The organism is Parabacteroides sp. D25 (assembly GCF_000307475.1).
Lineage (GTDB): Bacteria > Bacteroidota > Bacteroidia > Bacteroidales > Tannerellaceae > Parabacteroides > Parabacteroides distasonis.
The window spans coordinates 153191-178772 of the sequence record NZ_JH976500.1 but is presented as its reverse complement, the minus strand read 5'-3'; the positions used below and the strand labels follow the sequence as shown (position 1 = coordinate 178772).

At 46.9% G+C, this 25582-nt stretch carries 27 protein-coding genes; 17 read left to right on the top strand and 10 right to left on the bottom strand.

The features are described from left to right. The 6 genes from HMPREF0999_RS22830 to HMPREF0999_RS00665 all read left to right on the top strand — a co-directional run. Positions 1 to 204: hypothetical protein (locus tag HMPREF0999_RS22830; RefSeq protein ID WP_232306293.1), on the top strand; the 204-nt coding region annotated here is incomplete at its 5' end. Positions 205 to 786: 582 nt separating this feature from the next. After that, positions 787 to 3192: a glycoside hydrolase family 3 protein gene (locus HMPREF0999_RS00680; protein WP_198286128.1), complete on the top strand. Its 2406-nt coding sequence runs from the start codon at positions 787 to 789 to the stop codon at positions 3190 to 3192. A gap of 52 nt (positions 3193 to 3244) precedes the next feature. Then, a complete protein-coding gene (locus tag HMPREF0999_RS22580; protein ID WP_009274899.1) occupies positions 3245 to 3466 on the top strand; it encodes a fibronectin type III-like domain-contianing protein in 222 nt (73 codons plus the stop codon). Positions 3467 to 3481: 15 nt separating this feature from the next. Beyond that, a complete protein-coding gene (locus HMPREF0999_RS00675) occupies positions 3482 to 5680 on the top strand; it encodes a DUF4838 domain-containing protein (RefSeq protein ID WP_009274898.1) in 2199 nt (732 codons plus the stop codon). A gap of 18 nt (positions 5681 to 5698) precedes the next feature. Then, positions 5699 to 8011 carry a family 20 glycosylhydrolase gene (locus HMPREF0999_RS00670; RefSeq protein WP_009274897.1) on the top strand — a complete coding sequence of 771 codons (2313 nt, stop codon included), beginning with the start codon at positions 5699 to 5701 and terminating at the stop codon, positions 8009 to 8011. Positions 8012 to 8023: 12 nt separating this feature from the next. Beyond that, complete coding sequence (locus HMPREF0999_RS00665; RefSeq protein WP_008781188.1) at positions 8024 to 8251, top strand: hypothetical protein; 228 nt, start codon at positions 8024 to 8026, stop codon at positions 8249 to 8251. A 205-nt stretch (positions 8252 to 8456) separates the two neighbouring features. Here the strand turns inward: HMPREF0999_RS00665 and HMPREF0999_RS00660 are convergent, their stop codons facing one another. From HMPREF0999_RS00660 to HMPREF0999_RS00645, 4 genes are all read right to left on the bottom strand, one after another. Next, on the bottom strand, positions 8457 to 8915 hold the full coding sequence (locus HMPREF0999_RS00660) for a lipocalin family protein (protein WP_009274896.1): 459 nt from the start codon (positions 8913 to 8915) through the stop codon (positions 8457 to 8459). Between the two features lie 43 nt (positions 8916 to 8958). After that, on the bottom strand, positions 8959 to 9411 hold the full coding sequence (locus tag HMPREF0999_RS00655; RefSeq protein ID WP_009274895.1) for an outer membrane beta-barrel protein: 453 nt from the start codon (positions 9409 to 9411) through the stop codon (positions 8959 to 8961). Between the two features lie 237 nt (positions 9412 to 9648). Next, a complete protein-coding gene (locus HMPREF0999_RS00650; protein WP_009274894.1) occupies positions 9649 to 10416 on the bottom strand; it encodes a helix-turn-helix domain-containing protein in 768 nt (255 codons plus the stop codon). An 84-nt stretch (positions 10417 to 10500) separates the two neighbouring features. Further along, positions 10501 to 10809 (bottom strand): hypothetical protein, encoded by a 309-nt coding sequence (locus tag HMPREF0999_RS00645; RefSeq protein WP_010184983.1) that lies wholly within the window; start codon positions 10807 to 10809, stop codon positions 10501 to 10503. A gap of 236 nt (positions 10810 to 11045) precedes the next feature. Between HMPREF0999_RS00645 and HMPREF0999_RS00640 the strand changes: the two genes are divergently transcribed. The 7 genes from HMPREF0999_RS00640 to HMPREF0999_RS00610 all read left to right on the top strand — a co-directional run bounded on the left by HMPREF0999_RS00640 (position 11046) and on the right by HMPREF0999_RS00610 (position 18391). Continuing rightward, positions 11046 to 11921 (top strand): helix-turn-helix transcriptional regulator, encoded by an 876-nt coding sequence (locus HMPREF0999_RS00640; RefSeq protein WP_009274893.1) that lies wholly within the window; start codon positions 11046 to 11048, stop codon positions 11919 to 11921. Positions 11922 to 12039: 118 nt separating this feature from the next. After that, positions 12040 to 13155 carry a tyrosine-type recombinase/integrase gene (locus HMPREF0999_RS00635; protein WP_009274892.1) on the top strand — a complete coding sequence of 372 codons (1116 nt, stop codon included), beginning with the start codon at positions 12040 to 12042 and terminating at the stop codon, positions 13153 to 13155. Between the two features lie 168 nt (positions 13156 to 13323). Then, positions 13324 to 14115: a transposase gene (locus HMPREF0999_RS00630; protein WP_009274891.1), complete on the top strand. Its 792-nt coding sequence runs from the start codon at positions 13324 to 13326 to the stop codon at positions 14113 to 14115. A gap of 72 nt (positions 14116 to 14187) precedes the next feature. Continuing rightward, positions 14188 to 14562 carry a helix-turn-helix domain-containing protein gene (locus HMPREF0999_RS00625; protein WP_009274890.1) on the top strand — a complete coding sequence of 125 codons (375 nt, stop codon included), beginning with the start codon at positions 14188 to 14190 and terminating at the stop codon, positions 14560 to 14562. Positions 14563 to 14566: 4 nt separating this feature from the next. Continuing rightward, the gene (locus tag HMPREF0999_RS00620) at positions 14567 to 15637 is read left to right on the top strand and encodes an AAA family ATPase (protein ID WP_009274889.1); all 1071 of its coding nucleotides are present in this window, start codon (positions 14567 to 14569) and stop codon (positions 15635 to 15637) included. Between the two features lie 444 nt (positions 15638 to 16081). Next, complete coding sequence (locus HMPREF0999_RS00615; protein WP_009274888.1) at positions 16082 to 17599, top strand: phage integrase SAM-like domain-containing protein; 1518 nt, start codon at positions 16082 to 16084, stop codon at positions 17597 to 17599. A 21-nt stretch (positions 17600 to 17620) separates the two neighbouring features. Further along, positions 17621 to 18391, top strand: coding sequence for a hypothetical protein (locus HMPREF0999_RS00610; protein WP_009274887.1), 771 nt, complete (start codon positions 17621 to 17623; stop codon positions 18389 to 18391). A 59-nt stretch (positions 18392 to 18450) separates the two neighbouring features. Here HMPREF0999_RS00610 and HMPREF0999_RS00605 read toward each other — a convergent pair whose 3' ends face one another. Both HMPREF0999_RS00605 and HMPREF0999_RS00600 read right to left on the bottom strand, forming a co-directional pair. Beyond that, the gene (locus HMPREF0999_RS00605; protein ID WP_009274886.1) at positions 18451 to 18729 is read right to left on the bottom strand and encodes a Txe/YoeB family addiction module toxin; all 279 of its coding nucleotides are present in this window, start codon (positions 18727 to 18729) and stop codon (positions 18451 to 18453) included. Beyond that, entirely contained in the window at positions 18726 to 18986 is a 261-nt protein-coding gene (locus tag HMPREF0999_RS00600) for a hypothetical protein (RefSeq protein WP_009274885.1), read from the bottom strand. The genes HMPREF0999_RS00605 and HMPREF0999_RS00600 overlap by 4 nt, the downstream gene beginning before the upstream one ends. A gap of 314 nt (positions 18987 to 19300) precedes the next feature. Between HMPREF0999_RS00600 and HMPREF0999_RS00595 the strand changes: the two genes are divergently transcribed. The 4 genes from HMPREF0999_RS00595 (at position 19301) to HMPREF0999_RS00580 (ending at position 22569) form a co-directional block, all read left to right on the top strand. Beyond that, complete coding sequence (locus HMPREF0999_RS00595) at positions 19301 to 19594, top strand: hypothetical protein (RefSeq protein WP_009274884.1); 294 nt, start codon at positions 19301 to 19303, stop codon at positions 19592 to 19594. Next, positions 19591 to 19938 carry a hypothetical protein gene (locus HMPREF0999_RS00590; protein ID WP_009274883.1) on the top strand — a complete coding sequence of 116 codons (348 nt, stop codon included), beginning with the start codon at positions 19591 to 19593 and terminating at the stop codon, positions 19936 to 19938. The genes HMPREF0999_RS00595 and HMPREF0999_RS00590 overlap by 4 nt, the downstream gene beginning before the upstream one ends. A 33-nt stretch (positions 19939 to 19971) precedes the next feature. Further along, positions 19972 to 20697: a hypothetical protein gene (locus HMPREF0999_RS00585; protein WP_009274882.1), complete on the top strand. Its 726-nt coding sequence runs from the start codon at positions 19972 to 19974 to the stop codon at positions 20695 to 20697. Positions 20698 to 21039: 342 nt separating this feature from the next. Continuing rightward, positions 21040 to 22569 carry a hypothetical protein gene (locus HMPREF0999_RS00580; protein ID WP_009274881.1) on the top strand — a complete coding sequence of 510 codons (1530 nt, stop codon included), beginning with the start codon at positions 21040 to 21042 and terminating at the stop codon, positions 22567 to 22569. Here HMPREF0999_RS00580 and HMPREF0999_RS00575 read toward each other — a convergent pair. From HMPREF0999_RS00575 to HMPREF0999_RS00560, 4 genes are all read right to left on the bottom strand, one after another. Next, a complete protein-coding gene (locus HMPREF0999_RS00575; protein WP_009274880.1) occupies positions 22558 to 23100 on the bottom strand; it encodes a methylated-DNA--[protein]-cysteine S-methyltransferase in 543 nt (180 codons plus the stop codon). The genes HMPREF0999_RS00580 and HMPREF0999_RS00575 overlap by 12 nt on opposite strands. Beyond that, positions 23097 to 23765 (bottom strand): DNA-3-methyladenine glycosylase family protein, encoded by a 669-nt coding sequence (locus HMPREF0999_RS00570; RefSeq protein WP_009274879.1) that lies wholly within the window; start codon positions 23763 to 23765, stop codon positions 23097 to 23099. The genes HMPREF0999_RS00575 and HMPREF0999_RS00570 overlap by 4 nt, the downstream gene beginning before the upstream one ends. 1 nt (position 23766) lies before the next feature. Then, positions 23767 to 24579 carry a cache domain-containing protein gene (locus tag HMPREF0999_RS21630; protein WP_121956475.1) on the bottom strand — a complete coding sequence of 271 codons (813 nt, stop codon included), beginning with the start codon at positions 24577 to 24579 and terminating at the stop codon, positions 23767 to 23769. An 82-nt stretch (positions 24580 to 24661) separates the two neighbouring features. Continuing rightward, positions 24662 to 25339 (bottom strand): FadR/GntR family transcriptional regulator, encoded by a 678-nt coding sequence (locus HMPREF0999_RS00560; protein WP_009274877.1) that lies wholly within the window; start codon positions 25337 to 25339, stop codon positions 24662 to 24664. Positions 25340 to 25582 lie beyond the last annotated feature (243 nt).

The window sequence follows — 25582 nt, the reverse complement described above, 5'->3', positions numbered from 1 at the left end:
TTAGTTCCGCTGGGACAAGTTTCATCCAGAGACCAAAACAACCTCAAGTATGCATGGTCCCGCTCTAAACGAAAGGCAATCTCTCTACCAAAAATAAGGCCGATTTATTTGGCACAGATCGCTATTTACCATACTCTTGTGTCTGATTTAAGATTGAAATCCTTAGAAATATTTTTAAGCATAATCTGTATGAAAGCTAGTTGATACATAACTTCAGCCATCTCACACAGATATTTATAATCAATAATTAATCTTCTGGAGTTCCTCAACAAGAGAGCGATCTTTCAACAATCCATCTCTTAGGTAAGACAAGGAATTCGTTTGGGCGCTCATTTAGCCAGAGTACGGCTTCAACAACCCAACCGAATTTGTCCGCAACCCAATCCCAAGCGCTCCTTGGCACTCTCTGTCTGTAAGGATCTTAACGAGGCGCAGGAACTTATATTCAAGTTATTCAATAACCATTGGTGCTATTCTCCATTGGTAACTTGATTGATACTGTAAACTCTAACCATCATATTTTTTAGTTTGCTGATACTTATTATTTTTATATTGAAATATAAGGTTATTTTATTCATTTCAAAATGACTTCTAATTATTTAACAAACTATTATGATTCATTTGTTAAAAGTGCTTGTCAAAAAGATAGCGAAACAATCGAACATAACAGTCATACCCTGTTTATTAATATATTTCTCTCTTGATCGTTTGCTTTTATACCTGATTTTTTTGAATTTTGCATGCGATAAACAATATGTACTCGGTACAATAAGTATAATTAATGTCATGAAACCTACTAATTTACTATTATTTCCAATTATTATCCTTTGTTCTTTCACTTCGGTCAAGGAAATACCTCCTTACAAGAATCCGGCACTTCCGGTTGACGAACGAGTGAAGGATTTATTAGGGAGAATGACGATCGAAGAGAAGTTCTGGCAAACATATATGATGCCTGGTGATCTGGATAAAGGGAAAGACCGCTTTTCCCACGGTATCTTCGGATTCCAGGTTTCAACCATAGGAACCAGTAATCCGGAACTCAAACAATTGCTGCAATACAACCCGAAATTAACAGCAAAAGAGATGGCTAAAAAAATCAATGAGATCCAACGTTACTTCGTAGAAGAAACCCGACTGGGCATACCGATTATTGCATTCGACGAGGCTTTACACGGATTGATTCGTGGTGGTGCCACGGCGTTCCCCCAATCCATCGCATTGGCCGCCACATTCGATACGGCCTTAGTACGCCAAGTCTCCCATGCTATCGCCATGGAAACGAAAACACGTGGTATCCGACAAATACTATCGCCCGTGGTTAATCTCGCAACAGATGTGCGTTGGGGACGTACGGAAGAGACCTATGGAGAAGATCCATATCTTTCGGCATGCATGGGTGTCAACTTTGTAAGAAGTTTTGAAGAAATGGGAGTGATAACCACCCCTAAACACTTTGCCGCCAATTCCGGAGATGGAGGGCGAGACAGTAATCCGATCCATTTCACGGAACGATTTTTGGAAGAGACGCATCTGGTTCCTTTCAAGGCTTGCTTCCAAAAAGGACAGTCGCAGTCTGTAATGACTGCATATAATATGTTAGACGGAACTCCTTGTACAGCCAATCCCTGGTTATTGATCGACAAACTCCGGAACGAATGGGGATTCGACGGATTTACGATTGCGGATGCAGATGCTGTCGGTATCATCCACAAGTTGCATCACACCGTCAATAACTTCTCGGAAGCAGGAGCTGATGCAATCAATGGAGGTCTGGATGTCATCTTCCAGACAACATACGATGAACACCGACCATTCTTACAGGCTTGCCTAGATGGTTTAGTTAAGGAAGAAGCGCTGGACAGGGCTGTAGGACAAGTATTAAAAGCGAAATTCCGCCTAGGTCTGTTCGAGCATCCCTACATTGACGAAAATGAGGCGGAGAAGTGGAATGCCTGCTCCGCACACCGGAAACTGGCTCTCGAAGCAGCTCGCAGATCAATCGTGTTATTGAAAAATGAAAATCGGGTTTTGCCGTTATCCAAACAAGTAAAACGTATCGCCCTTATCGGACAAGATGCCGCTCAAGCCCGTTTAGGAGGGTACAGCGGACCGGGCGTTGACAAAGTCAGCATTCTTGATGGATTGAAAAATAAACTGGGCGATCGAGCTATCATCCGTTACGAAGAGGGATGTAAACGAATCAATCCGGAATATCTGACCGTCCCAACCGATTATTTATCCACATCAGACGGACTGTCGGGACTGGAAGGGCGCTATTTCAATAATATCTCCTATGAAGGAGTCCCCGATTTGAAACGGATTGACAAACGCATACAATTCTCATGGACATTGTTTGCCCCGGATTCTTGCCTGGCTGTCGATTGGTTTTCTGTCGAATGGAACGGGAAATTAAAATCTCCTGTCTCCAGAACATATCGGCTCGGGCTGGAGGGAAATGACGGTTACCAGCTGACCGTTGATGGAAAAGTGCTAGTAGACAAACCATATAAAACCTCTTTCGGTCACACATTAGTTCCTTTTACCTTTGAAAAAGGAAAAGAATATGACATTCGTATCAGGTTTTATGAGAATACAAAAAACGCACGTATCCGGTTTGTTTGGGACGTGGATACAAAAAATGAAGACCAGTCCATCGAACAAGCCGTACAAGCTGCCCGTGAATCCGAGATCACCATCGTTGTCGTGGGTATTGAAGAGGGAGAATTCCGTGACAGAGGCTATCTGGCATTGCCTGGCCGACAGGAAGAGTTAATCCGTAGAGTCGCAGCAACAGGAAAAACCACTGTTGTTGTTTTGATCGGTGGAAGTGCCGTGGTCATGTCTGAATGGCAGGATCAAGTTCCGGCCGTACTGAATGTCTGGTATCCGGGAGTGGAAGGGGGCAATGCGGTTGCCGATGTTTTATTCGGCGATTATAACCCCTCAGGCAAACTGCCGATCACTTACCCGATCCACGAAGCCCAGCTACCACTCAATTACAGTCATAAACCGACCGGGCGGAGCGACGATTACCTCAACCTGACCGGTGAACCGCTTTTTCCTTTCGGTCACGGATTGAGCTATTCCGAATTTGATTATTCTGGACTAAAAGTGACGAAAGCAGTACATGGCACAGCTTTCCATGTTACTTTTTCGGTGAAAAATACGGGGAAAATACGCAGCCAATGAAGTCGTACAACTCTATTTGTGCGACCAGGTCGCTTCCGTAACCCAACCAATTATGCGGCTGATCCATTTCCAGCCTGTATCATTGGCACCGAGAGAAACAAAAGAGTTGCACTTCACTGTAAACGAGAAAGACCTGTCCATGCTGGATAAAGAGTTGAACTGCGTGATCGAACCGGGTGAATTCCGTCTGATGATCGGGCGCTCTTGTAAAGATATCCGGTTAAAGACAACACTGACAATAAATCATCCAATGACTTTAGAAACAAACCATTAAATAAAAACAATTACCATGAAACAATTGATTCAATGCATGGGTATGCTGATGTTACTGTTTGGGCTTTCCTCCAGGGTATCAGCACAGATAACCCTTGTGAAAGATGGTAAAGCCACTTCACGAATCGTATTAGTTGAGAAGAATGAAGTAAACGAGCAAGCAGCCACCTTGCTGCAAGACTTTGTCAAACGGATCAGCCAGGCTACGCTTCCGATCGTTGCCGATACAAAGGCTAGAAGCGGGGACATTCTGATTGGAGGAAAACAAGCCTCAGCCGGAGAAGACGGTTTTTTGCTGAAAACGACAGCAAACGAACAACTACAAATATCCAGCGGAGGCGATAAAGGCGCCATCTATGGTGTAGTTTCCTTATTGGAACAATACATGGGCGTGTCCTATTTTGCAAAAGAGGCCTATACGTTGACTCCGATGCAGACAATCACACTTCCCGCTATCCACAGGGAAGAAACACCGGCATTCCGTTATCGCCAAACTTACAGCTATAACAACGACGACCCGGTCTATAAGCTATGGTTCCGCTTGGAAGAACCAAAAGACATGTTTATCGAAAACATGTGGGTACACACGTTCAACCGTATTCTGCCGTCCGACCGGTTTGGCAAGGAACATCCCGAATATTACTCATTCATCAACGGTGAGCATCGTCCGGGACACAACAGCCAGTGGTGTCTGACCAACCCTAAAGTATTCGACGCAGCCGTACGCCAGCTAGATTCGATCTTTAAGGCTCACCCGGACATGAAAATGATTTCGGTCAGTCAGAACGACGGTAACAATACGAATTGTTCCTGTCCGGCTTGTAAAGAAGTAGACGAGTACGAAGGTTCACCTTCCGGCAACCTGATCCGGTTCCTGAATAAACTGGCCGAACGTTTCCCTGATAAAGAATTTTCCACATTGGCTTATCTGTATTCCATGCAGCCGCCCAAGCATGTGAAACCGTTATCCAACGTCAACATCATGTTGTGTGACATAGATTGTAAACGTGAGGTTCCGTTAACCGATAATGCCTCCGGCCGTGATTTCGTAAAAGCGCTGGAAGGATGGTCGAAGATATCCGACAATATATTTGTATGGGATTATGGGATCAATTTCGATAATATCGTCTCACCATTCCCCAACTTCCATATCCTGCAAAAGAATATCCAACTATTCAAGAAAAATCATGTGACAATGCACTTTTCGCAGGTAAATGGTATCCGGGGCGGGGATTTCTCTGAGATGCGGGCTTACATGATCGGAAAATTAATGTGGGACCCATACCAGAACGCCGACTCCCTGATGCGTACCTTCATGAATGGTTATTACGGAGCGGCCGCCCCTTACCTGTATCAATACCAGAAGATCATGCAAGGCGCGCTGCTGGCCAGCGGACAACCGTTATGGATATACGATTCTCCGATATCCCATAAAAATGGCATGTTGAACCCCGTTTTGCTGAAAACATACAACGAACTGTTCGACCAGGCAGAGGAAGCCGTCGCTGGAGATACCGTACTGTTGCGCCGCATACAATTATCCCGCCTCCCGCTGCAATATTCGGAACTCGAGATCGCCCGTACACAGGTCGGTACAGATAAAACGAAGATCAGGGAATTACTCGGGCTATTCGACCGGCGTACCCGTCAGTTCGGCGTCACGTCATTGAATGAACGTAAAAACGCACCCGGCGAATATTGTGAATTGTACAAGAAACGATTCTTGCCGCAAAACGAGCAAAGCAAGGCCTCCGGCGCCTCCCTCACCTGGATCATCCCGCCTCAGGAACGTTATAAAACATTGGGCGAAACAGCCCTGACCGACGAACTGTTCGGAGGAACAACATATGTAGAAAGCTGGGTAGGATGGAACGGGACGGACGGTGCTTTCATTCTAGACCTGGGCGAAGAGAAAAGTTTCACCCGGATAGAAGCGGATTTCCTCCACCAACTAGGTGGCTGGGTTTTATTGCCTCATAGTGTCAGCTATTCTATATCCTCGGACAATACGACATACAAACCTTTCGGCTCGTTTACATTTGCTGAAGACCGGGACCTGCAGGTTAAATTTGTCGAAGGAAAAGCGGAGTCGGATAGCCCTGTCAAGGCCAGATACATCAAAGTTGAGGTCAAAGGGATCGGATTATGCCCAGACTGGCATTATGGCGTAGGTTATCCTGCCTGGTTTTTTATGGATGAAGTAAGTGTATATTAAAAAATCCGTGATCCAATTATGAACAGAGAACTATTATTCTATATAACAGCAATACTGCTTTGCGCCGGGATACTTTCCTGCAATAAAAAAGAAGCCACCGCGACATGCAACTATGAGGTAGTACCTCTGCCGAAGTCGATCACTCCAGCTAAAGAGGCCCCTTTTATATTGAGCACATCCACCCATATCGGATATCCGGAAGAAAACAAGAAGCTGAGACAAACGGCGGTTTTTCTTTCCGGATATATCCGCAAAATGACAGGCATCGAAACAGAAGTAACAGCAGATACGGGTTCTTCCAATAGCATTCGCCTCGTATTAGATCGTACTGCCGCATCTTCACCGGAAGGCTACCGGCTAAAAGTCGGCAAGAGAGACATTACCATCACGGGGAGTTCGGAAGCCGGTATATTTTATGGTATACAGACACTTCGAAAATCACTCCCCGTGACGGGACAAAAGGAGATAAGTTTTCCGGCCGTACAGATTTTAGACGAGCCGGAATACCGCTACCGGGGAATGCATCTCGACGTAGGCCGTCATTTCTTCTCGACTGATTTCATCAAGAAATACATTGATATTATTGCTCTCCATAACCTGAATACCTTCCATTGGCACCTGACTGATGACCAGGGATGGCGTATCGAAATTAAAAAATACCCGAAGTTGACCGAAATTGGCTCCAAACGGAAAGAGTCGTTACTGAATGACGGTCCCGGGAAATTCGACGGAAAACCATACGGTGGTTTTTATACGCAGGAGGAAGTAAAGGACATCATCGAATATGCGGCAGAACGTTATATCACCGTTATTCCGGAGATTGATCTGCCGGGACACATCACCTCCGCGCTTGCTGCCTATCCGGATCTAGGATGCACAGGAGGCCCCTACGAAGTGGCTACTACGTATGGTGTCCATAAGGAGGTATTATGTGTCGGCAATGAGCAATCGCTTCGTTTTGCGAAAGATGTGTTATCGGAAATTATTGAGCTTTTCCCTTCCCATTACATTCATGTAGGAGGCGACGAATGTCCACGTGACCGCTGGCAACAATGCCCGAAATGCCAGGCATTGATCCACAATAACGGATGGAAAGATACGAAAGAACATAAAGCGGAAGACAAACTCCAGAGTTATTTTATGACAGAAGTGGAGAGGTTCGTCAACAGCAAAGGACGTCAGATTATCGGCTGGGATGAAATATTGGAAGGAGGGTTGGCTCCCAATGCGACCGTCATGTCATGGAGAGGTACGGAAAATGGTATCAAAGCGGCTGAAATGCAACATGATGTCATTATGACTCCAGCGGGTATCACTTATTTCAGTGGCCGCCAGTTATTGGAACTGGGTGGTAACCGGGGGGTTCGCCGTGTCTATGATTTCAAAATCTGTCCGGATACATTATCGGAAGCTGCCGCCAAGCATATCATCGGTGTACAGGCCTGTCTATGGTCGGAGCGAATTGATACCCCGGAACGGGCTGAGTACCTAATCCTTCCACGTCTGGCCGCGTTAAGCGAATTAGGCTGGGCTGATCCTGAACAACACGATTTCGACGCTTTTATGGATCGTTTGTATCGTTTGATAACTGTATATGACAAATCTCATTATACTTATTCGGAACATGTTTTTCAAATAACCGAGAACTTCCGGACAGACACGTTGCAAGATGCGCTTGAGATTTCCCTTTCCACTATCGGTAACCGCCCGATCTACTATACGACAGACGGAAGTCAACCGGATACAGCTTCCCTGATCTATACGGAACCATTGATAATACGGGAAGACACCAAACTGAAAGCCGTTATTGTTACGACTGAGGATACCAGTAGTGTATTTGAGGAACATATCCATGTAAACAAAGCAACTTTCAAACCTTCCTGGCTGGCCAATGCACCACATGAGAACTATACTTTCAACGGGGTAAGCACGCTGACTGACGGATTACAGGGTAATCAGAACTATAACACCGGCCGCTGGCTCGGCTTCCTGAAAGATATGGATCTGACCATCGACCTACAAAAGTCGACACCTGTCTCTTCGGTATCGCTGACTGTCAACGTCTCAAAAGGAGCAGCCGTAATGGATGCCACCGGGCTGGAAGTATGGTGTTCTGAAGATGGAAAAGAGTACCGAAAACTTGCTTCAGCCTCTTATCCGGTTTTAGACAAGGAAGATAAAGACGGTATTTACCCGCATACGCTTTCTTTCTCTGTGGTGGAAACCCGTTATGTACGGATCATTGCTAGAGTTACACCGAAATTGCCAGCCTGGCATATGTGGCCCGGCAATCCCGCATTTTTATTTGTGGATGAAGTTTGTGTAAAATAGAATAGAACGGTTATGAAGGATAGAAACAAACGCCCTCTCTTCCAATATCTGGAAGGATTCGGGGGTGTGGAGCTTATACAAACAAAAAATGAGGAAGGTACCGAATATGCGGCGTGGGTACGAAACCGAGGGAATATAGGAGGTACCGTATGGCTGGGGTTCGTCCATCCGGAAAATTGGAAGGAGTTTGAGGATGCTTTCGACAAAATGATGGATAAATATATTGTCAAACGACAGTAAGTTTTGATTTGTATTCCGATCCCTCATGTTCCTACGCTGGATAGCCCAGCTACCGACTAAAAAAAGCGACCCTACCCTCACGGGAAAAGTCGCTTTATCTAACTAAAGTCTTAATCTAAAAAAATCATATTACAAAGGTAGATATATTTCTAGGGGCTATCCCAACTTTGTAGGACAGCCCCGCTTAAAGAAAGTATATCCCGTATTACAATCTTGCATATGTCATCTCGCTCTTGAGGTGGATCATGTCTCCCATATCCTCAAATTCCTCCTCGTAATATATGACAAGTTTGGAAGAGCTTAATTCCTTGACAGTGATACTCATGGGAGTCTCGCTATCTATCGTGACCGTAAGTCCTTTTCCGTCATCGCTCAGTACCCATTTGCCATTGTCTGTCTGGTTTTCTGACGGCCACTGGCAGGAACAGCTGCCATCCGCCTTGAACGTGAGAATCTCCTCACGAGCCTCCGCCGGATATTCTTCCGTATCGGTTTCCCCGTTTATGTCCGTCATGTCTTTAATCAGGACCCATTGGCCGACCAACATTTCCTTGGCGGTCTGGCCTCCGTTTTTTTCATCGTCATCATCACAGGATATCATGGAAACAGACATAAAAAACGTTACCATAAGCAACGTCATCAAGGACAGTACACTTTTTTTCATCTTTTAACCGTAAACTTTTGTTATATTCTTATTCGTATCATTCTTAAAACCGGTACATGGCACTTGCCATCGGTACAAATTGCCCTCCGTCAACGATCTGGTATTTGGCTTCCACACCGACAGCCCAATTGCTGCCCAGGTTCAGTTGGCCGCCAATACCCAAGTTGGCACCAAATTTCCCATCGGAATTGCTGATGGACGCCCCGGCAACGTCCGTGGACCCCTTCAGATGCAAATAAGTGAGACCGACCAGGGGATAAAATTTAAAAATCTCGTTACGGAAGACGTTCCAATGAAAATCCGCGTTGATATCCCAACATTTTAACTTCCCTTCCACGCCGATCGCTCCAAATTCCCCAAGGTCGACAGTCTCCTTGAAATAGTGGTTGAAGCTGGCGGCGACTGTGAAAGCGTCCGTAATGTCGTAGTGCGCTTTTGCACCGAGGAACGGCTTGGACATGTCAGTGCCGTAACCGATGTTGATACCGCCCCCCATTTCGTCTCCTAGGCGGATCCTGAGATCAATGCCATGCAGAACATGGCGGCCATTAAAAATTTTTTCATCATGTGTTTATGTTTTTTAAATTTTCACACGGCAAAATTATTTCCAATGACTGATTTTTCAAACACGGGTCTTGCCTGCCTAGGCAAATGGGACGCTTCTTTTGGGAAATGAGACATTTTCAGGTGGAAATGGGACATTTTCCAAGTCCTATGACACACGGGAGACGCCTTATTTCTCCATGTATCTTGACGGGGACTCGCCGAAACGTTTGGTGAAATTGCGATAGAAGGTAGAACGTGAGGTGAAACCACATTCGAATATCAGTTCCTTCACATACTTGCCGGGACGGTTCTCGGCCTGCCGTTTGAAATATTCCAGACGGAGGTCACAGAGATTCGTGAAACCGGCGACCTTTATCGTTTCCGAGAGAATGGCTTCCCTCTCGTCCATATCCCTTGCCAGATCCTTCAGGCTGTAGTCCTTGTCGGTAAAAAGATTATCCCTTTTCAACGTTTTCTCTATCCGGTTAAAAAGGTAATGGAGGCGCGTCCCCGCATTTTCAGTCGGCAGCGGTCCATTGGCGGCCTCTTCCCGGGCACGGTACTTCCCGCCATGGGACGAGAAAGGATTCTCATCGAGCAGGTATTCAACGGAGAACACCAGGGAGAAGACGACGGCCGTTATACCGAACAAGTTAAATATGAATTCATTGACGCTCAATGAGAAAAGGATGTAAATGATAAGAAAAAGAAACATGAACCCCAAAAACAGGTACATCCTCCGGTTTATCTTGCGGCCGGTTTTAGGGCTGATTACCGGATATACGGCCGGAAAAAGCGGTGTCACGACCGTCATGAAGAAAATACCGCAACGCAGCCGGATATCGGTATTCCCAAAATTGGAGAGGATCTGGGACAATGAGGTTACAGGCGTGAAATGCCCGTTGAACCCACTGTAACAGATTCCTACCGTAGTGACTACAATAGGAAGCAGCATAAAGGACAGGACCTTGAATGCGGACAGATACCCCGGCCTGAGGGAAGCGACGGGAAACAGGCATACTATACTTGCCGGGATGTATCATTTTAGCATTTTCTCCATATTCAGAAGGTCGGAGAAACGGTATGCCGGAGTTTCCGATACGATTGTCAGCCAACCAGCGTTCTCCCAAAGAAAAACCAGACCGATACAGAATGATATGGCACCCCAGTACCGCTTTTGAAAATTGTCCTTTGCCCGGAGAGAGATAATGCCTCCTATGACAAGGACCAGCACGTCAAACACAATCTCAATCGGAAAATGATATAGCGCAATTAACTGCAACGAATTAGAACTAACTACAATGAAGCCGCTGATTTCCAGCGGCTTTTTTGTTTTCCAAAAATCCAACTATAAACAGTCAGATATAGTTGTCCACCATATTTTTCTACCGTATTTCTACCGCGAAACATTTTCAGGATTTGCCCCGATGTCACGATGACGCAGTAGTTTACGTGTGTTGACAATGGTTTACGTGAGTAGACAAAAAGGGAAATAAAAACGCAGCCTTTATTATTGGTCGCAAAGGCTGAAATTACCCGAACAACGAAAGTTCATGTTTAACGAAAATATGGAGGACAAACAAAATGGAAGTAAAAAGAATCTGCCAGTGGTGCGGCAAGCCTTTCATGGCAAAAAAGACTACCACAAATTATTGCAGCCCGCAATGCTCCAAAAGAGGCTATAAACACCGGATGAAGGAGCGCAGAATGGAACTTAGGGAAATCCAGGAAATGCTTGAGTTAAAGAGAAAGCTGGAAAGCCAGGAATACTTCACTTTTTCTCAAGCCGCCAAACTGATGGGGGTTTCTCGCCAGTATGTATATAAGCTGGTAAAGGAAGACAAACTTCGTGCATCCCGGCTAAGTTCGAGAATGTCACTCATCCGCAGAGGCGACATTGAACTGATGCTGAAAACCAAACCTTACGAAAGCATCAAGCCAAAGGATGATGTCGATATAACCGAATATTATACAGCCGAACAAATTGCGGAGAAGTACAAGGTAAATACCAAATGGGTATGGACATATACCAGAGAACATGATGTTCCTAAAGTCAGAGTCCGCCAATTCAACTACTACAGCAAGAAGCATATCGATGCGGCATTTGCCAAGTACAGGACGGATGATGCCCTGACCGAATGGTACACTCCCGAAGAAATCGAGAAGAAGTACGGAATGACACGTGTTGCCATCCGCTCGCATGTCTATCGCAGCAACATCCCCTCGAAGAAAGAGCACGGCCAGATATTCTACTCCAAACTTCACTTCGACCTGTCAAAACAGACTGCTGAAGATGACTCGTCTGAATACTACACAGTACAGAAAGCCATGAAGAAATACAATCTCACCCGGGATTCTGTTTACGGCATCCTGCAATTCCACGAAATCAAACGGGAAAAGAAAGGCAGGTTCGTGCGCTTTCTGAAGGTGGAATTCGACCACATCATGGGTGCTAGGTAACGCATCTGTGCGCACAGATATACAGACCGGAAAATGATTTTATGCTGAATGCGGTCTGCATAAAGCCATTGTGCAACTTAGCCGCAAAATTTAATGTCAACTAAAAATATTCGAAACTATGTCAGAATGCAAAACAGTTACATTGAGGACGCGCCCTTTGAAGAAAGGTATGCTGTCGTTCTATCTTGATTATTATCCGGGCTACCGGGATCAGGAAACAATGAAGACCATCCGCCATGAAGGATTGAACATTTACATCTATGCCAACCCCAAGAATCAGCGTGAATGCGACTTCAACGCTGCTATGTCTGAAAAGGCCGAAGCAATCCGGTGCCGGAGGTTTGAAGCCATCGTAAATGAGCGGTATGATTTCTTCGACAAGCGCAAGTACAAAGCGGACTTTCTAGAGTATCACCGGAAGCAGCTCCGTAAGCATGACCAGAAATGGGGATTTGTCTATCAGCACTTCTACAACTTCGTTCACGGCAAATGTACTTTCGAAGAAATAGATGTGGACCAGTGCAACAAGTTCCGGGAATACCTGCTTAGTGCCAAGCAACTCCGGCGTGACGGACAGATATCAAAAAACTCCGCTTCCGGCTACTGGTCCACTTTCCGGGGATTCCTGAAGATTCTGTATCGCAACAGGATGATAAAGACTAATGTCAATGACTTTCTGGAAAAAATCGAACCGGAAGATGTTGCCAAGGAATACCTGAGTGTGGAAGAACTGTATTGTCTGGCTGAAACTCCGTGCAAGATACCTGTTCTAAAGACTGCCTCCCTCTTTTCGTGCCTGACCAGTTTGCGGCTCAGCGATATACTTTCCCTTTGCTGGGAGGAAATCGTTGACTTTGCAGCTGGAGGAAAATGCGTCCATACCATCACCCAGAAGACCAAGACCGAGGACATCATCCCGATAAGCGATGAAGCCTTGGAACTGATCGGGTACTGTCCCGAGAAAAAAGGTCTTGTGTTCAAAGGCCTGAAGCGGAGCTGGACGCAGCAGCCTATGAAGGAATGGATCCGTTCCGCAGGAATTACCAAAAACATAACTTTCCACTCATACCGCAGGACATATGCGACCCTTCAGGCTGCAGCGGGTACTGATATCCGTACTATCCAAAGCAACATGGCGCACAAGAGCATCACTACCACCCAACGCTATATGAAAGTAGTCGACAGCAACAAGCGTGAGGCGACCACCAAAATCACATTGACAAGAAAGGGCTGACCTGATTGATTCATGCCTGTTTTATCGGTTAGAGTATGATTTTTCGCTGAAAATCATACTCTAACCATATTTTTTCTTAATTCCCGACTGATTTTCCGTCATTATTTACAACTGTCTGAAACCGGACATCTATTTTTGTCCTATCATAATTCCAAACAATAACAGTTTATGGCAGATAACAACCGAATATCCATCAAAAAGACAAGCCAGGTTCTTGCGATTACGTGTGTCGCCTATACGACAGTGGCAACAATATTGTACAACAATTATCAGATTGACCTGATCGACTATTCCACTCCGGTCATATTAGGAACCGTAGCAACCATCATGTCATGCGCTGCACTGCAACGCCTGTTCTGTTCTCTACTCTCCAAAAGCTATCTTTCTTTTGGCTGCAAGGAGTTATCCTCAAGAGGAACTGTCCCTTCCGAAGCAAATCCTGATACCAAGGAAGAATTGCCTCCAACTGATAATGCAACCAGTGAAAAACACATCGAGAGTCCATATCTTAAGGAATATGAAGCACGCATAGAAGAATTGCGGCGCAATGAAATGGAGAAGAAGACCGCTATTGTGCATGCGATACATGAATACACCACACACGAAATGTCACAGTTCTTATCCATAGATGATCTTGAAACTCTCCATGAGAACATAGAATCTCTGGCATACGGACAAGCGGAACTATATAAACCGGTTCGTTCCAAGCCCGATAATCAAATCAAGTCCCCCTCGCTAAGACATTATGCATGGAATATCGGGGAGAGACTTGATATCCCTTTAATCGACAGGGCAAAGTTCATAAAAACAATATTCCCGCATGAACTGGAAAATGCGACAATCGAATATCTTTGTAAAAATCTTCGTGACTCAGTTCCCGCCATAATTGCCATAGATGTCCCGGAGAACGGAGACTATCATTTCAGTTGCATGCAAACTTCAGTAGATAGCGATAATTAGTTTCTGCAGATTATAATCTGCATAATATCATTATGTTGGTTTGCAGCATGTTTAACATTTAAATATTAGAACATGCTAAACGAAAAACTGACATTCAATGACCTGCCGGAAGTGGTAGGCAAACTTTGCGAAAGAATCGAGAGTCTCGAAAATGCGCTGAAAGACAATCTTGCAAAACAGACTCCAGCCAAAGAAAACCTGCATGTCCCCATGACCGTCGAGGAAGTATGCAGTTACCTTGGAATATCCAAGTCATCCTTCTATTACAAGGCCAAACACGGAGGGATACCTGTCATCAAGCAGGGGAAGCATCTGTTCGTATACCGCGACGAACTGGACAAATGGCTGGAGACCGGAAGAAAAAGCCAGGTGCCTCTGAGCTTCGAGGAGGAACACGAGCAAATGCTTGCTGCGACAAGACATAAGGCCAAACCAAGAGAAATGTAGGAATATGGAAAAGACGAGCTGTAATATTCCTACTCCGGAGGAATTGAGAAACTACATAAAAGAATCTGTCATAAGCGTGACCGGGACATACGAACAGTCCGCTTCCGTGCTTATGGTGGATGATTCCACAATCGGGACTCTGGGAAACTTCAGTGCATCCATTGGAAAGGCCAAAAGCAAGAAGACCTTCAATGTCTCCGCCATCGCTGCGGCCGCCCTGAAGAATGGCACAGTGCTGCATTACCGTGCCTGCTTCCCGGAGGGGAAAAGGAAGATTCTCTATGTTGACACGGAACAGGGCAAGAACCATTGCCAGATTGTTCTGAATAGAATCCTGAAACTGGCAGGTCTGCCGAAAGACTGTGATGCAGACAACCTGACGATGCTGGCACTCCGGAAATATTCGCCCGAAGTACGACTGGCTATAACGGAAGAGGCAATCGGCATGATACCTGATTTAGGTCTGGTCATCATAGATGGCATCCGGGACTTCATCCATGACATCAATTCACCCGGTGAATCCACCGATGTGATATCCAAATTCATGCAATGGACCGATGACCGGCAGATACATATCCATACCGTCCTGCATCAGAACAAGAATGACGAACACGCGCGTGGGCATGTCGGCACGGAACTGAACAACAAGGCGGAAACAGTCATGCAGATAGAGCCAGACAAAGATGACAAGTCCATAAGTGTGGTGGGAGTCATACACAGCCGTGACCGTGAGTTTGAACCGTTTGCCTTCCAGGTAAACGATGATTCCCTACCTGAACCGGTGGAGTCATATCAGCCCCAGAAAAGGCAACCAGGACGCCCGCCTAAGGAACCGTTCGACCCGTACAGGGAAATACCTGAGGATTCGCACCGTTCCGCATTAAACGCCGCTTTTGAGGACGGAAACATCAGCGGCTATAACGGCTACCTTGAGAAGCTGAAAGATGGCTACGGACGGCTAGGGATAAAATTGGGGTACAACAAGACGGTGGAATTGGCAAAGTTCCTATGCAACAAGCGGATGGTCGTAAAAGAAGGGAAAGAATACAAATTCAACAGAGATTTCCATTATTGAACCCCTATACCATCAAATCCCGGTGTGACATTTTTCTGTGACATTTCCCGGCTTTACTTTAATGCAGGGGTGTAGATATGGGAATAAAGCAAAGCTATGGCAGGTTTCATCATACAGGTGCAATCTGCCATGCTCCCTTTTGTATGTACACTGGAAATCGGACATCCTCTGCATTATTTGAAGTGAGGCTATCATCCATGCCGGGCTTGCCCATCTGCCAGTAGTAAACCCTATGGGGGAGCCTAATACCCCATTTAGTGAAAACAAGAGCAAAACAAGAGAAACAAAGTCAAATAAAAGCAAATGAAAACATTGATTATTAGATATTTAATGAAATACGGCGTTTCGATAAAATTTCATAATTTCTCATTGGTGTGACATTTTTCTGTGACATTTTTCGGAGGATTTTTCTACCTTTGTGCCATAACCATTCAATAGTCAGTTATGGCAAAGGCAACATTATCACTCTCGAAGAAAGCAAACCCGCAGGGCGAGCACCCAATATTGGTACGGCTGGACATCACACGCACCAACCGCCCGCAGTTCAAATCCACTGTCACCGTCCTGCCGGAATATTTCGCCGACGGCGAAATCAAGATACCCATGCGTGGGAAACTCAATGCGGCGTTCCGTGACGAACTGCTGAAAAAGAAGACGGACATAGAGGCGTTCATCGCTTCCTTGACCGCCATTTCTATGGCTCTGCCGGAAGAAGCCCGTACCCGTAAGGACATCCTCGAAGTGTACGAGGTTGTCAAGTCTGTAAACCCCGCCGAGATAAGCCGCACGACCATCATCGCCAAGAAAAAGGAGCAGACCGCCGCCAACGCCGAACTCGTCCGGCAGTTACAGGAGGCGCGCCGCCCCGGAGTGCTGGACTTTGTGCGCAAGCGGCTGGAGGGCATGAAGAACGGCACGATAAAGCGCAAGGGCAACAACTACACGAAACAGACGCTTCACGCTTATACGGGCTTTGCCAATATCCTCGAGACATTCATAAAACAACACCCTTTCGACTGGGAAGACATCAACGAGCGGTTGATTGACGAGTTTGTCCTCTACATGGAGAACTACGGCTACATGAAGAAGACCATCAACAAAAACCTCGCTGTCTTCTCCGCCATGCTCAATACCGCTTTCAAGGAGGGCTTCCGCTTCAAGACATCGGTGCTCGACCATTTCCCGAAACTCCACGTGACACGGGAGGACAAGGTGGTGGAAATCTACCTGACGGAAGAAGAACTGCAAGCCCTTTATGAAATGCCTTTAAGCGGAAAGGAAGACAAAGCCCGTGACGTGTTCCTCGTGGGCTGTTACACAAGCCAGCGTTTTTCCGACTATTCCCGTATCACGGAGCGCAACATCAGCTTCCACGACGGCGTGGGCATCATCACGCTGACACAGCAGAAGACAGGCACGGAGGTTTCCATCCCCATACTCAATGACAACCTTATCCGCATTTTCGAGAAATACGACTACAATCTGCCGTACATCCACAACAACGACCTGAACGAAATTATCAAGGTCGTTCTGAAAAAGCTCTCCGAATCCGTGCCGAGTTTGAGGCAGGAAATGGCGACAAAAATCACGCTCATAAGCCAAAGGATGGAAGAACAGAACAGGGTAGCGTTCAAACGCAACGAGTATGGAGATATACTCGTACCGAGATACCGCCTCGCCACCACCCATACAGCACGGAGGACGGGCATCACCCTCATGTACTTGAGCAAGATGCTCGACAGCCACGAGATGATGTCGATAAGCGGGCACAAGACCGAAAGCGTTTTCAACGATTACATCAAGATAAGCGGTATCGAACTGGCCACCAGCATAGCAAAAAAAGTGGCGAAAGCCAAACAGGAAGCAGAGGTCAAATCGGTACTGTTGGAACAGTTCGGGCAAATGTCGGCTGAACAGCTTGCCGGACTTCTCGAACTGGCAAAGACCGGTACTGCCGGATAACCGTTATAACCATAGGGGCTTATGAAAGAAAACATCGAAGATATAAGTGCGGATATTGAACTGCAATACGGACAACCGAACATGGAGCGTAACATCGCCTATGTCCTTTCACTTGTCGAGGCGCATGCCACGGAGGACGGGAGACTGGATGATGATATTCCCGTTCCGTCCATCGAAGCGGCGGCAAAGACCATCCTGCTGCTGATTGACCGCCCCGAACTGTCTTGGGAAACGATCTGCCGGGAACAGCGTGTGAAACACGTCATGGAATACCTTTTTATCCGGGCACGTAACCACCCCGACGAGGTGCACAGGTTTGTCGATAGGCTGCTCAAACAATATGTGCCGAAAATGCCGTCGCAAATGGTACGCATCTACCTAAATGCGTGGAAACATATTGCCGGACAATCCCGGCCGACAAAGTTCACCGATGAAATACTCTACCCGGAACATGCGGAGAAAATTCTCGACACGCTGCATTTTTTGCTTCAGGGCAAGGTAGGGCGTGGTGCTGCACTTGTCATGGTATGCGCAAGGGACGAGGGATTGGTACGGGACATAGCCCATGCGAAAATCGTTACCGAGTTCTGCCATGTGACGAAGACCGCCTACAACAACTACCTGCACGAGCGTTTCCCCGACAGGGAGAAGAACCGCATCGTCGGAACGCTCCGTACCAAGATTGGCTACACGAAAGAGGAAGACGGACGCATTGTTTTCCTGCCCGACAAACCGAGCTACAAAAGTGTGTTCCTGCAACTGTGGCGCATGATGAAATCGCTGGCTGAATAATTTTCCTTTTCCCTCTTTTTCGGTTGTTATAACCGGGCAGGGGGATAAGGTGCGGGAGGTCATTTGTCGTCGTAATGCCCCTCTACGGTCAAGACCAACACGGTAACTTTCTCCTCGTATATATCATAAATCAGGCGGTCGTTTTTTGATATTCTTCTGGAATATGTTATCGAATCTCCTGATTTAAGTGGTTCGGGGTGTCCCGTCCCTGTCCTCGGATGCTCCATCAACTCATTAAGCAGCTTGACGAGCTTCTTGTATTGCACGGGATTGGATTTCTTGTATTTCGATACAGTCTTTGTCGCTATTTGGGTAAATTCTATCTTATACAAGCTCATAGCGTTTCCAAGAATTTATTAAGTTCTTCCTTTGTAGTACAGGTCGTGACATTGCCCTCCCTATATTGCCTGCGACCCTCTTCGAGCCTCTCTTCAAGCTCCGGGGAAAGGACAAAATCCTCTTCGTAAACGGGGGTCAGCATATAGGAGACCTTTCCCCTGCGCCTGATTACCACCTGCTCCCCATTGTCGGCGAGTGCAAACATGGATGCCTGCTTCTCCCGAAATTCTCTTGATGTAATCTGAATGACTGCCATAACTTTTATAATTTACATTGTGTACCAAAATTGGTACACAAATATAATGCCTTTTCCCGAAACCGCCAAACTTTTTGCCAAAAATCAGTCTTACGAGTGCGTTTCCCCTCTCATGTATTGTTAATTCCGTTCACAAAAATGTCTTCCGGTGTCCGGCAAGCAATGACAACCCAAAATATTCCGCATTCGTTTCAAAGCGTTCTAACTTCGCACCACGAATCCGTGGCAGACCTCACTGCCACGGTGCAGTCCGGGCAGGTGCGAGGCAAATGTTTTGCCGTGAGGGTCGCCGAAAGAACTGCCTTGTCAAAGAAATGACTTCTACACATGATTTGGAATCAAGACAACCCGACACGATAGTCATCACTTCGGTCGATACATTGAAAACCGCTTTCCTGCAGTGGACGGAGGAACAGGAACGACAACGCCGTGCAGCCGAAAAGGAGGCCATGCTCGACGAGGAAACCGTCCTGCACCGCCTCGGCAAGAGCCGGGCCACGCTCTGGCGATGGAACATCTCCGGCTATCTCACCCGTTACAAGGTCGGCGGCAAGAACTGCTACAAACTTTCCGACATAGAACGAATAGAGGGAGGACACAAAAGATGAACGTGGAACAACTGACAGCGAGTATCGCACAGCGTGACCCGCTCTTGGCAAACGCAGTCAGCCAAATGGTCGGCTATATTCAGGACAAATGGGCAGCACCATACCCAACCAAAAAGCAGACGGAGACAGTCAATGCCTACTTGCATTCCGTCCATGCGGACGGTGACGGCACGATGAACGAGACGAACATCGCACACCGCAAAATTGCCTCGCAGGAGATAACCATTAACGCAATCCGTGTGCTTGACCATGAACAACTCGACCACTTGCAGGACGTGCTGAACCACATAGCGGAAGACAGAGAGTTTTACATGCCTGAGCGGGAATATGGCTTGGGCAGGTAGCAGACCATTGTAACATCATAATATCATTAGACTATGTACAAGGATAAACAGACGATACATTACTGCACTATTCTTTCAGCCGGGCAGTGGGATTTTCTTTTGGAAGGCAAATTTTCCGCTTTAAGGCAAAAATGCCTGCATCGGCTGATGTCCGATGCGGTGCGGACAAAGACCACTTATAAAATCAAGGGTATTGAAATAGTCTTGGGGGTGGGACAGGTCGCAGCTTCCGACGTGGAACTGGCGGAATACTTGGGCTGCAACCGTAAAACTATCGGCAAACTCATTGACAGCTTTAACAGCCTCGGTATGCTGACCACCCGAGCCAACAACCGAACTTCCATACATACCCTGCATTTTCTGACAGGCTGGTATGTCGGGGGTGTCCTCGTGACCAATCCCCATTATGTCAGACCTTCGGCAACCGACAAAGGACAGACGGGCGATGTGCGGACACCTCTTTCCGTTGATTTGTCATTGGAAGATAGCCAGTGTTCTGTGCCTGACGATAGCCAAAGCGAAACGACAAGTGCGGACAGCATGAGAAGCGGGGAAACCGCTCTTTCTTCTTCCCTTTACTCGCCTATGGCTTCCGGCTGTCAAACTGGCAAGTCGTGCGACAAGGACAAAGCCGACCAATCCTCTATCATAAACAGAGGGGATAGAAGACCGGACGACAACGGGGAAGGAAGCCCCAAAGAGGCGCAGGACGGCACGATTGGCGATGAGGATAGCCCGAGCATAGGGAAGAGAAATTGAAAGGTGCAAAACGCCGAATTTCAAACGAGCCTCGGTTGGCGTGGAGTGAGTGACCGTGCTTGCACCGGTATAGCCCACTATAACTTCTCCGCTGCGCTCCGAAGTTGTGGGCTCTCCCGAGGGGCTGGGCGTTGCCCCGTCCCACTTAGGACGCTGCCCTAAGAACCCGGCAAGGGCGGTCTGCCCTGTGCAACCCGACCAAAGAGTGACCCTCTCTTTGGAAACTCCGCTTAGAGGTTTTCACCCCTAAGAACCCCAAGCAGGAAGTGACCCTCTCCCTGCACCCACCGATTAAGGCGAAGCCCTAATAACCCATTGTGAAACTAAAAAACAAGCGAACTTATGGCACAGAAAACATCTATCAACATAAAGCCTTGTAATGTTGGAAGCAGCAGTCCGCATAACAGGCGGTCAGCGGAATATCTCGCCAATATCCACAAGGAGAAGCTCTACATCCGCACCGACCTCATGGCTAAAAATGAAGCGTGGGTAGCACCTGAACTTGGCGATACGTCATTGGCTGACCGCTACAAGCAGATAGCCGCAATGGTCAAGGAGAAGACAGGCCGGGCAATGCAGACCAAAGACCGAGAACGGGTGAACAAAAAGACAGGCAAGGTGACCATTGTGCGTGGCAGCACCCCACTCAAAGAGGGCGTGGTCGTAATCAAGGAAGACACCACGATGAAGCAGTTGCAGAATTTCTGCGAGGTGTGTAAGCAGCGTTGGGGTATCACAGCATTGCAGATATTCATTCACAGGGACGAGGGGCACTACATCAATCCCGGAGACACTGCCACATGGAAGCCCAACCTGCACGCCCACATCGTATGGGACTGGATGAACCACGACACCGGGAAATCCTGCAAATTGGACGAGAAAGCCATGAGCGAAATGCAGACACTATTAGCCGAGTGTTTGGAAATGGAAAGGGGCACTTCAAAGAAGCTGACGGGTAAGGAGCATCTGGAGCGGAACGACTATATCCTTGCCAAGCAGAAGCAGGAAGCCGAGCAAGTCAAAGCAGAAAGGGAAGCCGCCCTCGCAGCCAAAAAGAAAGCCGAAGCGGAAAGGCTCACCATTGAGGGAGAGAACAAGGAAAAAGAGCAGTACGGTCTTTCACTCGACAACGAGATTGCCGACAAGGAAAAGCAACTCAAAGACGAGCGCAAGGCGAAAATGGACAGCATTTTGGATAGTGTCGGCAGCATTGTAGGAGTTGGCAAATCCGCAGCCGTTGAAAAGGAAAACGCCAAGCTGAAAGCCGAGAACGAGCGCATCAGAAAAGCCTTTCCCAATGCCGTAAAAAACAAGGTGGAGGAACTGACAAAAGTATTAGCCTCGGAAAAACAGGAAGCCGAAACCGAGCGTGACAGGGCGTTGGCACTGAATCGCTCGCTTACTATGGAACGGGATAAGGCAGTAAGGCAGCTTCAGGAACAGAAGGACGGCGAGCGGCAGCGCATCAGCCAAGCGGTACTTGAAGCCACTGAGGAAAAAGACAAGACTATCCGCTTGCTGCAAGGTGCGTTAAAAAACAGCAAAAGGATTTTGAACCTCATAGCCGACATGCTGTATCATGCGAGCGAGGTATTCAAACGGGCTGTCATGGCGATTATCCATTTCGGAACGGAGCGGCACAAGTCAATCTTTGCCCCGTCCGAAGCCGCCGACATTAAAAGCGTCATGCAGGAATACGGCGAAACGCCCGAACAACAAAAATCAATCGGCGAATGGCTGTGCGACTATGCGGAAAGCCGACAGTCTTTTGACGAAACAAAACATCGGCAAACCCGAAACGAGGTTGCCGATGTAGCGTATGGGGCGTATGACTGGAAAATTCGGAAAGAGAGCGATAGCCTACAAAGATAGTGGGTGACATTTGAAAAAATAGAAGCCCTCCAATTCGAGCATTTTGCGTTTCGCTTCAAGCCCGCCGCCATAGCCTGTCAAAGAACGGTTGCTGCCAATGACACGATGACAGGGTACAAAGATTGACATCGCATTTGCGCCGTTGGCATTGGCAACAGCACGGACAGCCTTCGGCATTCCGATTCGCCGGGCCATTTCACCGTAGGAAACCGTCGTTCCGAAAGGGATGTTCAGCAATTCGTTCCAAACCGTTTTCTGGAAATCCGTACCCACGAACAACAGCGGCACATCGAACATTTTGCGCCTTCCTATAAAGTACTCGTCAAGTTGAAGTATGGCTTTTTCGATCACATCCGATGTCCCCTCCTCGAACTCCGCATACAATATCCGCTTCAACCGTCTATCCACATGCTCATGATGTTTTTCTACCTGCCAGTCACACAGGCAGAGTTTATCTCTGAATGAGCCAAGCAACAGCACGCCACAAGGGGATAAGTACGGTTTGACTATGATTTTATTTTTAACTTTCATCGTTTTTTTCGTTTGTTACTTGCTTTTTCTTGGGGTGCATAATCTTTCAGACCTTCCACTGCTCCGGCAGACACCGCCCAAAGGTAGATACACGCCACGCTGCCATACGGTGAATAGCGGCGGCGGTATTTCTCAAACAGCTTGCGGGTGATTTTGCGGTGGTGGTACAGCATCCGCAACCCTCTCTGCATAGCCAAATCCCCGAAACTAAGAATATCGGGGCGTTGCAGGGAGTGGAGCATCATCATTTCCGCAGTCCATATTCCGATGCCGTCCAAAGCCGACAGCCGATTACAGACTTCCGCATCAGCCATGCCGTGCAACTCCTTGATGTCAAACTCTCCACTGATGATTTTACGTGCCGCACTTTGGATGTAATCTGCTTTCCTGAACGTAATCCCGAAGCGTTGCAGTTCTTCCCGTGGAATGGAGGCGATTGCTGCCGGGGTTATCGTTCCGAAGTGGGTGAGCAACTTTTGCCAAATCGTTTCATGTGCCCTTGTTGAAATCTGCTGCCCGACAATGGAATGAACAAGCGCAGCGAAAAGGTCGGGAATGACCCGCCTTTTCACCATGCCAACCTTGTCTATGACTTCCGCCAGTCGTTTATCTTTGCTTTTCAGGTAAGACAGTTCCTTTTCTCCGTATTGGAAATACTTTTCCATGTCATTTTACATTCAGAAAAGCGTTGGAATCTTTCGGGGCTTGTTCCCGTTTGTTCATTGTATATTCACGGATAACCGCTGCCACTGAAATCTTATATTTCTCGAAAAGCGTGTCATGTCCTTTCTTTTGGCTGTTGCGGTGATTGATTTGATTACGCCAACCTGCCGCCGCTTCTTCGCTTTCCCATACTGAAAGGCTTAACAGCTTGCCCTCTTCATTCAGGCTTGCGAAGCGTTCCACGCTGATGAACCCCGGCATTTTCGCCAGTTCGGATTTCAGTGCAGCACCCAGACTAAGATATTCCTCCTTCCCTTCTTTTTTTGGGGTTACTTCAAACAATACGGCTACTTTGGAAGATTTGGGCCCGGCGGTCTTAGCGGTCAGCCCGTTCAACTCCTCAAGGCTCATCGTTTCGTTGTACATGCCCGCGCATACCGTATAACGCATTCCGGGAATAGGATATATGTAAGAAATTTTGCGTACCCTTTCTGTTGTTCCCGGCTTGGGCCATACGAACTCTATCCAGCCGCCACCCTGCAAGGCGACTTCACAAAGGCGGATTCCGTAATGGTCTTTATTCCAGTCCAGATGTTCACGGATATTTCCGCCGGTCCTTTCAGGGAAACGGGGATTTGAAACTACAAGGCTTTTCTCCACGTCGATGATGAAAATATAATCGTCTCCCGTGTTGAACTCCGATACAGGGTCGCTTAGGATCTTCAGCCCTGCCTCTCCTTGTTGTTTTAGAATTTCTGCCGCCTTGTGTACGTTCTCTATGACCTGCTGCGGCGTTACGTTTTCTTTTGTTTCCATATTACTGTTGCTTTTACAAAATACATTTAGACTTCCGACAGTCAGGACGACTGTCAATAATAACGCTTTCATTTTCATGATTTTATTTTCCAATATTGAGATTACTCCAGAAGCGGGAGCCCAAGTCTGCCGCTGCTTCTCTGGCATCGGAAGCAATACTTTCCGCTACTTTCTCATGCAAAGGCTGGGATTCGATAAAATGAGCCGTATCTTCATATATATGCCTGTAACTGTCTAACAGGCGTGTCGCAACCGAGCTGTAAAGCTCGAAAAGAATTTCATTATGGGCTGCTTTAGCTACTGAAACATGGAACTTTATGTCTGCTTCAATACACTCTGCCAATGTTCCGGCTTCTGCCGCAGCTTTGCGTGCCGCAAGATATTCCATCATTTCTTCCACATCCTGCGCAGTATGGCGTTGCGCAGCCCTTTCTGCGATGGCAGATTCCAAAATGTTCCTTACTTCATACAATTCTTTTATATCCGCACGTTTCAGGCGTTGTTCCAAAGGTTCTTGGGATAATGACGGGGTTGTGATAAAAGTCCCTTTCCCTTGCTGTACTTTCAGATACCCCATGTTCTCCAGTTTCTTCACCGCCTCACGGATAGAAGAACGTCCCACGCCGAATTCCTTCATGAGTTCGGCTTCTATCGGAAGTTTGTCCCCTTCTTTCAGTTCACCGTCGATGATTTGTTTCTGCACCTGTTCCGCCACCTCATCTGCCAAAGACCGCCTTTGAATGATTGTTCTTTTTTCCATTGCTATTATATTATTTATATTATCATATCATGATATCATCTGATGATTATGCAAAGATATGGCTTTCGTGTTTTACGTGCAAGTTTTTTTGCTTGATTTTAGCCGGGCATATTGGCCTTACAAGAAATATTGTGACATTATAGTGACATATTTAGAATTTTACTTATCTGTAAATGTTCAAAATACAATATTTATATATTTGATTAATAATAAATTATAAAATAAAATCAATCAGCTATATAT